General features: G+C 61.0%; 12 protein-coding genes. 6 read left to right on the forward strand and 6 right to left on the reverse strand.

Annotated elements, in window-relative coordinates; translation table 11 throughout:
* The first annotated feature begins 117 nt into the window (after positions 1–117).
* Both proS and POI8812_RS15850 read left to right on the forward strand, forming a co-directional pair.
* A complete protein-coding gene (gene proS / locus POI8812_RS15845) occupies positions 118–1,455 on the forward strand; it encodes a proline--tRNA ligase (protein ID WP_108783573.1) in 1,338 nt (445 codons plus the stop codon).
* Between the two features lie 89 nt (positions 1,456–1,544).
* Positions 1,545–2,744: a PQQ-dependent sugar dehydrogenase gene (locus POI8812_RS15850; protein ID WP_108783574.1), complete on the forward strand. Its 1,200-nt coding sequence runs from the start codon at positions 1,545–1,547 to the stop codon at positions 2,742–2,744.
* An 86-nt stretch (positions 2,745–2,830) separates the two neighbouring features.
* Here the strand turns inward: POI8812_RS15850 and yidD are convergent, their stop codons facing one another.
* Genes yidD through rpmH form a run of 3 tightly spaced genes read right to left on the reverse strand, consistent with a single transcriptional unit; the run spans position 2,831 to position 3,615 of the window.
* Complete coding sequence (yidD, locus tag POI8812_RS15855) at positions 2,831–3,052, reverse strand: membrane protein insertion efficiency factor YidD (protein ID WP_108783575.1); 222 nt, start codon at positions 3,050–3,052, stop codon at positions 2,831–2,833.
* Positions 3,049–3,465 (reverse strand): ribonuclease P protein component, encoded by a 417-nt coding sequence (rnpA, locus tag POI8812_RS15860; RefSeq protein ID WP_108783576.1) that lies wholly within the window; start codon positions 3,463–3,465, stop codon positions 3,049–3,051. Before rnpA ends, yidD begins: the two co-directional genes overlap by 4 nt.
* A 15-nt stretch (positions 3,466–3,480) precedes the next feature.
* The gene (gene rpmH, locus POI8812_RS15865; RefSeq protein ID WP_037094141.1) at positions 3,481–3,615 is read right to left on the reverse strand and encodes a 50S ribosomal protein L34; all 135 of its coding nucleotides are present in this window, start codon (positions 3,613–3,615) and stop codon (positions 3,481–3,483) included.
* Positions 3,616–3,885: 270 nt separating this feature from the next.
* Here rpmH and POI8812_RS15870 point away from each other — a divergent pair, with 270 nt between their 5' ends.
* Both POI8812_RS15870 and POI8812_RS15875 read left to right on the forward strand, forming a co-directional pair.
* The gene (locus tag POI8812_RS15870) at positions 3,886–4,632 is read left to right on the forward strand and encodes a TVP38/TMEM64 family protein (protein ID WP_108783577.1); all 747 of its coding nucleotides are present in this window, start codon (positions 3,886–3,888) and stop codon (positions 4,630–4,632) included.
* A gap of 5 nt (positions 4,633–4,637) precedes the next feature.
* Positions 4,638–6,050 (forward strand): dihydrolipoyl dehydrogenase family protein, encoded by a 1,413-nt coding sequence (locus POI8812_RS15875; RefSeq protein ID WP_108783578.1) that lies wholly within the window; start codon positions 4,638–4,640, stop codon positions 6,048–6,050.
* A gap of 12 nt (positions 6,051–6,062) precedes the next feature.
* Here POI8812_RS15875 and POI8812_RS15880 read toward each other — a convergent pair whose 3' ends face one another.
* Positions 6,063–6,653, reverse strand: a complete 591-nt coding sequence (locus tag POI8812_RS15880) for a thymidine kinase (protein WP_108783579.1) — start codon at positions 6,651–6,653, stop codon at positions 6,063–6,065.
* A gap of 197 nt (positions 6,654–6,850) precedes the next feature.
* Here POI8812_RS15880 and POI8812_RS15885 point away from each other — a divergent pair, with 197 nt between their 5' ends.
* Positions 6,851–7,069 (forward strand): hypothetical protein, encoded by a 219-nt coding sequence (locus tag POI8812_RS15885; RefSeq protein WP_108783580.1) that lies wholly within the window; start codon positions 6,851–6,853, stop codon positions 7,067–7,069.
* 72 nt (positions 7,070–7,141) lie between these two features.
* On the opposite strand, the gene POI8812_RS15890 is transcribed toward POI8812_RS15885, so the two are convergent.
* Together POI8812_RS15890 and carB are read right to left on the reverse strand one after the other, a co-directional pair.
* The gene (locus POI8812_RS15890) at positions 7,142–8,065 is read right to left on the reverse strand and encodes an acyl-CoA desaturase (RefSeq protein ID WP_108783581.1); all 924 of its coding nucleotides are present in this window, start codon (positions 8,063–8,065) and stop codon (positions 7,142–7,144) included.
* 63 nt (positions 8,066–8,128) lie between these two features.
* On the reverse strand, positions 8,129–11,392 hold the full coding sequence (carB, locus tag POI8812_RS15895) for a carbamoyl-phosphate synthase large subunit (RefSeq protein ID WP_108783790.1): 3,264 nt from the start codon (positions 11,390–11,392) through the stop codon (positions 8,129–8,131).
* A gap of 183 nt (positions 11,393–11,575) precedes the next feature.
* On the opposite strand from carB, the gene POI8812_RS15900 reads away from it, so the two are divergent.
* On the forward strand, positions 11,576–12,163 hold the full coding sequence (locus tag POI8812_RS15900; RefSeq protein WP_108783582.1) for an exopolysaccharide biosynthesis protein: 588 nt from the start codon (positions 11,576–11,578) through the stop codon (positions 12,161–12,163).
* Positions 12,164–12,218: the final 55 nt, after the last annotated feature.

The following is a 12,218-nucleotide window of genomic DNA, read 5'->3' on the forward strand; positions in this document are numbered from 1 at the left end:
AACCTGCCGTTTTGCTGGGCACGATTCTAACGCCCAAACGTCCCTGAGGGCCATTGCCGGGCCGCAGCAAAGCCCTTAGACCGATGGCAGATAACCTCTGTCGATTGGAGTTGGACCATGCGCCTCAGCCGCTATTTCATGCCGGTGCTCAAGGAAACGCCGTCCGAGGCGCAGATCGCCTCGCACCGTCTGATGTTGCGTGCAGGTTTGATCCGGCAGGCAAGCGCTGGCATCTATTCCTGGCTGCCCATGGGCTACAAAGTCCTGCGCCGGCTGGAGCAGATCGTGCATGAGGAGCAGCAGAAGGCCAATCACCATCCGATGCTGATGCCCACGATCCAGTCCGCGGACCTGTGGCGCGAATCTGGTCGTTACGATGATTACGGGCAGGAGATGCTGCGCATCACCGACCGCCATGATCGCGACATGCTCTACGGTCCGACCAATGAAGAGCTGATCACCGATATCTTCCGGCGCGAGGTCGGCAGCTATAAGCAGCTGCCCCTGACGCTCTACCACATCCAGTGGAAGTTCCGGGACGAGATCCGCCCCCGCTTCGGCGTCATGCGCGGGCGCGAGTTCCTGATGAAGGACGGCTACAATTTCGACCTCACGAAAGAGGACGCGCTCCACGCCTATAACCGCCACATGGTCACCTATCTCAAGACCTATGAGCGGATGGGCCTGCAAGCGATCCCGATGCGCGCGGACGGTGGCCCGATTGGCGGCGACTATACCCACGAATTCCTTGTTCTTGCCGATACGGGCGAGTCGGAAGTGTTCTACGACAGCGCCGTCACGGACCTGACGCTGGGCGACCGGGTGGTCGACTATGACAGCGTCGCGGAATGTCAGGCGATCATGGAGGAGTTCACGACCCCCTACGCCCGGACGGATGAGACCCATGACGAGGCGATCTTTGCGGAGGTGCCTGAAGAGCGTCGCCGTTCCGCCCGTGGCATCGAGGTTGGCCAGATCTTCTATTTCGGTACGAAATATTCCGACGCACTCAACGCGACCGTACAAACCCCGGACGGCACGAACGTGCCGGTGCACATGGGCTCCCACGGAATAGGCGTCTCCCGCCTTGTGGGCGCGCTGATTGAAGCCAATCACGACGAGAATGGCATCATCTGGCCGGAAGGCGTGGCCCCGTTCCCAGTGGCGATCGTCAACCTCAAGCAGGGCGGCGCCGACACTGACCGCGTTTGCGATGAGCTCTACGGCGCGCTGACCGCGGCAGGGCTCGACCCGCTTTATGATGATCGGGAAGAGCGGGCAGGCGCGAAATTCGCCACGATGGATTTGATCGGTTGCCCGTGGCGCATCACGGTCGGCCCACGTGGATTGAAAGAGGGCAAGGTCGAACTCACCTCACGCCGTACGGGGGAGAGCGAAGAGATGTCCCCCGAGGCCGCGATTGCACGCCTTAAGGAATTGCTCGCCAACCGCTGATGTTGCCCGCGACGCGCTGTCAGGGGACAGCGGCACGGATTGCACTAGGTCCTTTCTCGAACCGAGATGTTTGAGAAAGGATATTTCCCATGTTCGCCCGTTTTGCCGCGATGACACTCCTTTTGACTGGCCCCGCATTTGCGCAATCGGCTTCCCCAGTCGCGCAAGGTGCGCCAAACTTTGCGGAGGCTGAACCGGCCTTTCCCGAGCAGACCCGTGCCCCGGCCTCCGACAGCGGCGTAACGCTTTCGGTCGAAACTGTTGCCAGTGGGCTTGCTCACCCTTGGGGCATCGCCGTGCTGCCGGATGGCGGATATCTGGTGACAGAGCGTGACGGCCGCCTGCGCCACATCGATGCAAGTGGTCAGCTTCATCCCCCGATCACCGGTTTACCTGACATCTTCGCCGTGCGGCAGGGCGGTCTGCTGGACGTCGCGCTGGCGCTGGACTTCGCGGAAAGCAGGGTCATCTACCTTACCTATTCCAAACCAATGGGGGGGCAGAGTTCGGTGACAGCCGCCGCCCGCGCCGTGCTGTCGCGCGACAATGAAAGTCTGAGCGACGTGCGCGACATCTTCGTTCAGAATCCCCCCTCCAACAGCCCAATGCACTATGGTTCGCGCGTCATCGCGGCAGAGGAGTGGGTTTACGTCACAACCGGAGAGCACTCTATCCCGGCGGAGCGGGTCTTCGCGCAGGATCTCGATAAGAGCTATGGCAAGATCATTCGCGTGACCCCCGATGGTGACCCGTTGGTGGACAACCCGTTCACGGGCCAGGCAGGCGCTCTGCCAGAGATTTGGTCGACAGGCCATCGCAACATCCAAGGGGCAGCACTGCGCGAGAATGGAACTCTGTGGGCCATCGAGCACGGTCCGCGTGGCGGTGATGAGCTGAATTTGATCCAGCCCGGCGCCAACTATGGCTGGCCCGTCGTGAGCTATGGCATCAACTACAATGGAACCGAGGTCGGCAGCGGCGAATATGCTCATGCGGCTAACGGATATGCCGAGCCGCGCTACTATTGGGATCCGGTGATCGCACCGGGCGGCATGGTTTTCTATGATGGCAGCATGTTTGCGGACTGGCAGGGTGACCTTCTGATCGGGTCACTCAATCCCGGTGCCCTCGTGCGGTTGGAGTTGCAGGGCGACACAGTGGTGGGGGAGGAACGCCTGCTCACTGACATCGGCCGCGTCCGCGATGTGGAGCAGGATAGCGATGGTTCGCTCCTCTTGCTCATCGATGCAGATAACGGCTCTGTCGTGCGCGTCACGCCGGGTGGCTGACCGGGTTGGGGTATTTGGACCAATCCGAAAGGGCCGGATCCGCTTCGGATTGGATCAAATACCCAAAACGGGTGCAGGCAGCGTGCCTAATCCGGCACATTGTCGATGCCAGACCCGCCCAGCGGATGGCACCGTCCGATGCGCTGTGCGGCCAGCCAGCTGCCCTTGAGCGCGCCATGCTTTTCCAGCGCTTCCAGCGCATAGGCTGAACAGGTCGGCTGATATCGGCAATTGAACCCGACATAAGACGAGAAGGTCTTGCGATAGGCCTTCACGGGGAGGGCGAGCAGCCAGGCCAGCGGGGTCATTTGTGCAGCTTTGCAAGCGCGCCACGCAGATCATCGAGCAGGGCGGTGAACTCACGCTCCGCCGTGCCGTCTTTGCGACCGATCAGAACATAGTCCCAGCCCGGCTTTGCGTGATGTGGCAGGATCAGCCGGGCGGCTTCGCGCAGGCGCCGCTTGGCCCGATTGCGGGCCACCGCATTCCCAACCTTCTTGGAACAGGTGTAGCCGACGCGCACGGGGCTGACGCTCGGCTCGTCCGCTTTGCGCTTGCGCGCCTGCACGACCATCGAGGGTCGGGCCTGACGCTTTGCGCGGGATGCGGCAAGAAAGTCGCGCCGTTTCTGGATCACGGTGATTCCCTGATCCGATCCATAGTCCAGACATGACAAAACCGTCGCAGGTTGGCCTTCACCCTCCTGCAACGGCACGGTCATGCTGTCAGCAATCGCTTAAGCGCTGAGGCTCTTGCGGCCACGTGCGCGGCGCGCATTGAGGATCTTGCGGCCGTTCTTCGTCGCCATCCGCGAACGGAAGCCGTGACGACGCTTGCGAACGAGGTTGCTCGGCTGGAAGGTGCGCTTCATCTCATCTCTCCTGATCGTCCTGCCGGTCTGTTCCGGCGGGCGGGGCGATCCTGAAAACTGGACCTGCCCGGTCAATTCAATTCCTGAGCGGCTTGCCTAAGGCGGTCTCTCAATGAAGTCAATTGCCGCTTCACGGATTTGTAATGGGTGTCGTTTGAAACATTTGGCCTGATCAGGTCAACCCGGCGTGAGGGGGGCTGTGCAGCCCGATACGGACCGGTCAGATGTGCCTCAACGCAAACATTCAGACCCGTATTCGAGGATTTATTCATGAGCGAGACACAGGACACCAGCGAGGGTTTCACCCTTCGCCGCGCACTTCCCCTTATAGCGATTCTCATCGCAGCCGGCCTCGGCTTCTATTTTCTGCGCGACTATCTGAGCTTTGAGACCCTGCGTGACAATCGTGAGGCGCTGATCGCCTGGCGCGATTCGAATTATGTGCTGGCCGCCGCCGTCTTCATGATGATCTATATTGCGGTCGTGGCCTTCAGCCTTCCCGGCGCTCTGGTCATGACGCTGACAGGCGGGTTTCTCTTCGGGCTCTTTCCCGGTGTCCTGTTCATCGTGACGGCGGCTACGATCGGGGCGTTGGCCATCTTCCTCGCCGCGCGGCTGGGGCTCGGCGAACAACTCGCAGCCAAGATGGATTCGTCGGGCGGGCGCATCACGCAGATGAAAAAAGCGCTCAATGAAAATGAGGTCAGCGTCATGTTTCTGATGCGCCTTGTGCCTGCCGTGCCGTTCTTTGTCGCGAACCTTCTGCCCGCGCTGGTCGGGGTGAAGCTGCGCAACTTCGCGCTGACAACCTTCTTCGGGATCCTGCCGGGTTCCGCCGTCTACACTTGGGTTGGCGCCGGACTGGGTGAAGTTTTTGCCCGCGGTGAGACCCCCAACCTTGGCATCTTCTTTGAGCCGCAGATCATCGGGCCGATCCTGGGCCTCTGCGCGCTTGCCGCCCTTCCCATCATTATCAAGGCCGTCCGTGGCGGCTCCGCCCTGCCGGTCGAGGAGTAAGAGACATGAACCGCATCAAGACAGATCTGTGCATCATCGGAGGCGGCTCCGGCGGTCTCTCCCTCGCCGCTGGCGCGTCCCAGATGGGGGCCAAGGTGGTCCTGCTTGAAGGGCACAAGATGGGCGGCGACTGCCTGAACTATGGCTGTGTGCCGTCGAAGGCGATGATCTCTGCCGCGCACCACGCCCATGCACAGACCCATTCCGCTGCATTCGGCATCGCGAACCACACACCCGATGTGGATTATGCGGCTGTGAAGGATCACGTCGCCTTCGTTATCGCGGCCATCGCCCCCCATGACAGCGTGGAGCGGTTCGAGGGCTTCGGTGTCAACGTGATCGAGGAATATGGTGAGTTCATCTCCGAGACAGAGGTGAAGGCGGGCGACACGATCATTGAGGCGCGTCGCTTCGTGATCTCCACCGGCTCTTCCCCATTTGTGCCGCCGATCGACGGGCTCGACAGTGTCGACTACCACACCAACGAGACGATCTTTGAACTGCGTGAGACACCCTCCCGCCTCATCATCGTCGGCGGTGGTCCCATCGGGATGGAGATGGCGCAGGCGCATCAACGCCTCGGCGTGCCGGTCACCGTGTTGGAGGGCGACCGCGTGCTCGCCAAGGACGACCCGGAGATCACGGCCATCGCGCTTGAAAACATCCGCGCCGATGGCGTCGAGATCGAGGAAGGCTTCAAGGTCACCCGCGTCACGTCTGAGAACGGCGTGACGGTGGAGGCAGAAGACGGGCGTAAGGTCACAGGGTCTCACCTGCTTATGGCGGTTGGGCGTAAAGCGAATATCGACAAGTTGAACCTCGATGCCGCAGGCGTGAAATATGACCGCGCGGTGAAGGTCGATGACAGCCTGCGCACGTCGAATAAGAAGGTCTATGCGATCGGTGACGTGGCGGGCGGCCTGCAATTCACGCACAAGGCAGGCTATGACGCGACGGTTGTGATCAAGTCGATTCTGTTCGGGCTGCCGTCCAAACAGCGGACGGATCACATTCCATGGGCAACCTATACCGACCCGGAAATTGCACAAATTGGCCTGACAGAGGCGCAAGCGAAGAAAAAGCATGGCCGCGATGTCGAGGTGCTGCGCTTCAAGTTCGACCAGAACGACCGCGCACATGCCGAGCGTCGGACGGAAGGTCTGATCAAGGTGATGGTCTACAAGGGCAAACCGGTTGGTGCCTCCGTGGTGGGTATGCGGGCAGGCGAGTTGATCCAGCCCTATGCGCTGGCGATTGCCAACGGTCTGAAGATTTCGGCGCTGACCAACATGGTCTCCCCCTATCCGACGATGACGGAAGTGACCAAGCGGGCCGCGGGGCAGTATTATGCACCGCGCCTGTTTGAAAGCGACCGGGTCAAAAAGATCGTCGGCTTTGTGCAGAAATATCTGCCCTAAGTTGATGAGAGGTTAAGCGGGCGCGCTGTCGCCCGTTTCCTCCCGCCAGTGGCGGCGGCAGAGGGACACGTAGGTCTCGTTGCCGCCGATCTGAACCTGCGCTCCCTCAGTGATGGTTTGCCCGTTCTCATCCTGTCGGATCACCATCGTGGCCTTGCGTCCGCAATGGCATATCGTCCTGATTTCACGCAAGGAATCGGCGAGGGCGAGGAGGGTGGCGGAGCCGGGGAAAAGCTCCCCCTGAAAATCGACGCGCAGGCCGAAGGCCATGACAGGGACGCCAAGGTCGTCGGCGACGCGGGCGAGCTGCCAGACTTGCTCCTTTGTCAGAAACTGCGCCTCATCGACAAAGATACAGGCGAGGTCGCGGGTCTTCAGGTGCTCGGTGATCCTCGCGAACAGATCATCCGCAGGCAGGTAAGTCTCTGATTCAGAAGAGATTCCGATGCGGCTTGCGATGGTGCCGTGGCCCGCACGCTTGTCGAGGTCGGCGGTCAACAGCAGCGTGTCCATGCCGCGTTCGCGGTAATTGTAGCTGGCCTGCAAAAGCACGGTGCTTTTGCCCGCGTTCATCGTGGAATAATTGAAGTAAAGCTTTGCCATTGCTGGATAATTTCCAATCTCGTGCCGAATCCGGGATTGGCGCGAGGTTAGCTCAATATGTGGTTGACACAAACCGTTAACCAGCGAAATCTAGGCGTCATAGATATGACTTAGAAGACCACAACGTGTACGATTTCGCGGCCCCTTCCAGCACTATAAACTGCCTTGGCGCCATATGGCTCAACGGATCGAACGGTATGCGTTTTCGTTTTGAAGTCAGGGACTTGCATGTCACCAAACCCGGTGCTGTGGAGATACAGGCGCAGCTGCGAGGTGGTCGCTATGTGCCGCTGTCGATGCGCGAAAGCGGTCGTGGCATTCCTGATCCGCGTGCGACCCACATCCTGACCCACCGCCCCGACGCTTCGGACCCGCTGGGCCCCAAAGACGTCATTAAGGTTTTGCGCAAACGCTGAAATACGGTGTGCACAACCCGTACACAGAGCGTGCACAACCTGTGCACCGCGTTGTGTGCATGGGGGCGTTAACTATTTCTCAGTGCCAGCACGTCTGAGCCCGGATCGCGCTGCCTCTGAACCCGGATGTTTGATATCCCATGCGAGGCTGAATCTCGCGAGTGTCTTTATGAAGGTGAACCCGGGGTCCGTTTGTCCCGGCTCGACACCTAACTGAGCGGAGTGAGGGAAAGCGTGGTGGTTCCCGTGCCAGTTCTCGCCAAATGTAATGAGACCCAACCCCGGCAGATTATAGCCTTGCACGGGCAGACCCTGAACGATCCAGCCCCGTTTGCCCTGCCTATGCGCAAAGTGGCCGACGGCCCAGTGCCCGACCAGCGATACAAAGATTCGGAGAGAACACCCCCACAAGACCCAGCCCAATCCACCGACCGTAAATAATGCTGCTGCCAATGGAAGTTGCTGCGCCATCCAGTATCGCTCGACGAAAGTATAGAAGCGATCCCGCTTTATCCGTTCTTCGAGATGAAATTCGGGAGGGGATGTCAGACGAAGTTCACAGCAAAGCTGCCACCACGCATCTTTTAGAATTCCAGCATCATGTGCTGGATGTTTGGGGCAAGTTGTCTGACGCTGATGCCAGTCTCTCAGATCATGCGTGCGGATCATTCCGATGGGTCCTGCCATGCCGACAAGCGTTCCTAGCCAAACCAATCCATATTCAATTGGTCGGCTGGTTTTGAAGCTACGATGGATCAAAAGGCGATGCATTCCGACAGAGTGGCCCGCACAAATCGTGACGGTCGTCAGGACAACAAAGACGGCCAAGGCGCCAGGGCTCGGATAGACGAAGAGTCCGATGGCGCCAAACACACCATGCATGACCAGCCAGAAAGCCTTGATCGGCTCAAAAATGATTTGACCGTTTAGGTTGTTGGTCTGGGCAGTGACTGTGAAACGGTCCGTTGAAACCAGTTTGGCAGAGATGTGATCCATGCCAAACTATGCGCCGATACAGTCTTTCCTGCCACTGGCTTTATTGCGGGGGCAGTTCACCCCTCACAACTCCTGCAGGCTCGTGACGTTGATCTCACCTTCGAGGCTGTTGCGCATCGCGAGAGCGGCGGCGCGGGAGCCTGCGGCGGTCGTGTAGTACGGGATCTTGTCGTAGAGGGCGACACGGCGGATTTCGCGGCTGTCGGCGATGGACTGCGCGCCTTCGGTCGTGTTGAAGACGATCTGGACGTTGCCGTTTTTCATCTCATCCACGATGTTCGGGCGGCCCTCATGAGCCTTTTTCACACGTGTTGCCGCGACCCCATTCTCGGCAAGCCAGGCAGCGGTGCCGTCCGTGGCGAGGATCGTGAAGCCGAGGGCGGCGACGGTTGTTGCGGCCTCCAGCATGGCGGCACCTTTGTCAGCATCCTTGATCGAGATGAAGGCCGTGCCGTGGTCGGGCAGCTTCACGCCCGCGCCCATCTGTGCCTTCAGGAAGGCGCGCGGGAACGAGGTGTCGAGGCCCATGACCTCACCGGTTGAGCGCATCTCTGGGCCGAGTAGCGTGTCGACGCCCGGGAAGCGGGCGAAGGGCAGAACCGCTTCTTTCACGGCGATGTGGTCGGTTTCGGCGGGCTTGAGCGTGGGGCGCTCGAACCCCTCGATATTCGCCTCGGGCCGGTCGGCGAAGTGACTGAGCGGCTCCCCTGCCATCAGGCGGGCGGCGATGCTGGCGATGGGGGAGTTCACAGCCTTCGCGACGAAGGGCACGGTGCGCGAGGCGCGCGGGTTCACTTCGAGGACGAAGATGTTGCCGTCCTTGATCGCGAATTGCACGTTCATCAGGCCAACGACGTTGAGCTTGAGGGCCATGGCCTCGGCCTGCCGCTTCAATTCGGCCACGGTGTCCGCGTCGAGGGAGTGGGGCGGCAATGAGCAGGCGCTGTCGCCGGAGTGGACGCCCGCCTCCTCGATATGCTCCATCACGCCTGCGACGTGGACATTCTGGCCGTCGCAGAGGCAATCGACGTCTACCTCAACCGCGCCGGTCAGGTAGCTGTCGAGCAGGACGGGGCTGTCGCCGGAGACCTGCACAGCGGTGGCGATATAGCGTTCGAGATGGGCGGTGTCGCGCACGATCTCCATCCCGCGGCCACCCAGGACGTAGGAGGGGCGGATGACGAGCGGGTAGCCGACATCTTTCGCAATCTCCATCGCCTCTTCGGCGGAGGACGCGATGCCGTTGACCGGCTGCTTGAGGCCCAACTCGTTGAGCATGGCCTGGAAGCGCTCGCGGTCTTCGGCCAGGTCGATGGCGTCCGGCGAGGTGCCGAGGATCGGAATGCCCTCCGCCTCCAGCGCGTTGGCGAGTTTCAGCGGAGTTTGGCCGCCGAACTGGACGATGACGCCGTGCAGGTTGCCCGCCTCGCGTTCGACGCGCAGGATTTCGAGGACGTGTTCCAGCGTCAGTGGCTCGAAATAGAGGCGGTCGGAGGTGTCGTAGTCGGTGCTCACTGTCTCTGGGTTGCAGTTGACCATGATCGTCTCATAGCCCGCCTCCGTGAGCGCGAAGCAGGCGTGGCAGCAGCAATAGTCGAACTCGATGCCCTGACCGATGCGGTTGGGGCCGCCGCCGAGGATCACGACTTTCTTGGCGTCGGTGGGGCGTGCTTCACACTCCACCTCGCCCATCACGTCCGCTTCGTAGGTCGAGTACATGTAGGGCGTCTGCGCCTCGAACTCTGCCGCGCAGGTGTCGATGCGTTTGAACACGGCCTTCACGCCCGCGCGCAGGCGGGTGTGGCGCACTTCGGTTTCGGTCACGCCTGCAAGGGTCGCGAGGCGGGCGTCGGAGAAGCCCATCATCTTGAGGTGGCGCAGGGCGGCGGTGTCGGCGGGCAGACCGTTCGCGATGACCTCGGCCTCAGCCTCCACAATCTCGCGGATACGCTCAAGGAACCACGGGTCGAAGGAGGTGACGGCGATGATGTCGTCATTGGAGAGCCCCATGCGCATGGCCTGCGCGATCACCCGCAGGCGGTCGGGGGTCTGTTGGGCGAGGGAGGCGCGCATCGCCTCCTCACTCTCAAACGGGATGTCGTCGAAGCCGGTGATGCCCGTTTCCATGGAAGCGAGCGCCTTCTGCATGCTCTCATGGATGGTGCGGCCGATGGCCATCGCCTCTCCCACCGATTTCATCGCGGTGGTCAGCTCTGGCTTGGAGCCGGGGAATTTCTCGAAGGCGAAGCGCGGGATCTTGGTGACGACATAGTCGATGGTCGGCTCGAAGGACGCTGGCGTGACGCCGGTGATGTCGTTGTCGAGCTCATCGAGCGTGTAGCCTACGGCCAGTTTCGCGGCGATCTTGGCGATCGGGAAGCCGGTGGCCTTTGAGGCGAGCGCTGACGAACGGGAGACGCGCGGGTTCATCTCGATCACGACCATTCGGCCATTCTCAGGGTTCACCGCCCATTGGACGTTGGAGCCACCCGTCTCTACCCCGATCTCGCGCAGGACAGCGATGGAGGCGTTCCGCATCTCCTGATATTCGCGGTCGGTCAGCGTCAAGGCCGGGGCGACGGTGATCGAGTCGCCGGTATGGACGCCCATCGGGTCTACGTTTTCGATGGCGCAGATGATGATGGCGTTGTCCGCTTTGTCGCGAACGACCTCCATCTCGTATTCCTTCCAGCCCAGCAGGCTTTCGTCGATCAGGATCTGGTTAACCGGGGACGCGTCGAGGCCGGACCGGCAGATCGCCTCGTAATCCTCACGGTTATAGGCGACGCCTCCGCCTGTGCCGCCAAGGGTGAAGGCGGGGCGGATGATAGCGGGCAGGCCGACCTCGTTGATGGCAGCCATGGCGTCATCCATGGACTCGGCAATGGTGGCTTTCGGATTTTCGAGGCCGAGGCGGTCCATCGCTTCACGGAACAGCTTGCGGTCCTCGGCCATTTCGATGGCAGCGCGCTTCGCGCCGATCAGTTCCACGTCAAACTTCGCCAGCACGCCCATATCGTCCAGCTCAAGCGCGGTGTTCAGACCCGTCTGGCCGCCCATGGTGGGCAGCAGCGCGTCGGGGCGCTCTTTCTCGATGATTTTGGCGACCACTTCGGGGGTGATCGGCTCAATATAAGTCGCATCCGCCATGCCCGGGTCGGTCATGATCGTTGCGGGGTTCGAGTTGACGAGAATGACGCGGTAGCCTTCCTCGCGCAGTGCCTTGCAGGCCTGTGCGCCGGAATAGTCAAATTCGCAGGCCTGTCCGATGACGATGGGCCCCGCGCCGATGATCATGATGGATGAGATATCGGTACGCTTGGGCATGGAGGTATCCTCGACAGGGCAGCGGCAAATTGTCGGTGGTCTAATGGCGTGGCCCGGATCGCGCAAGGGCCTGTGGCGCTGCAATTCGAATGCAATCCGCTGCTCCTGTGCCATCGGGTGGAACCAAGCCATGCCGATGCGTGTTTATCTTCATAGCGCAAGGCGCGGATTTGGAGTTTCACCATGGAATCGGCTGACCGGGTCACGGGCGTGCTGGACGTCTTCGCAGAAGATGTGGAGGAGCACGGAACAACCGTTGGCGCGGTTGTGCGCAGCTTCGAGGATCGTCCGTTGGGTGTCGGCCTCGTGATTGTCGGTGCGTTCCTGATGATTCCCCTGATCGGTGGCATTCCCGGAGCGCCTGATATCGGCGCATTGCTGATACTGCTGCTCGTCGTGCACAGCTGGTTTAATGACATGCATATCTGGTTGCCACGCCGCGTGCGGACCTATCAGGTTGATCCAGACAGGTTCGATGCCGCCATGGCGCGCCTGCGCCCATGGGCGGCGCGCCTTGATACGGTCGTGTCACGGCGGGCAGATTTTCTGGTGTCCAGCGCGCCGGCGCGGTTGGTGATCTCGGTCATCTGTGTCGTGCTGGCGCTTGCCATTTTCGTGCTGAGCCTGATCCCCTTTGCCATGATGCCCGCCGCGGCAGCCGTGTTCCTGTTCGGTTTGGCATTGATCGGGCGGGACGGTTTGCTGGCCGGGCTTGGCTATGCATTCACGCTGGGCACTGGCTATCTGATTGTAGCGGCCTGGCCCTTTTGAAACTTCAAACCTGGGTGGCCCGTGGTTGTGGCAACTGAGGCTGATGTGAGACGGA

Source organism: Pontivivens insulae (genome assembly GCF_900302495.1).
Classification (GTDB): Bacteria; Pseudomonadota; Alphaproteobacteria; order Rhodobacterales; family Rhodobacteraceae; genus Pontivivens; species Pontivivens insulae.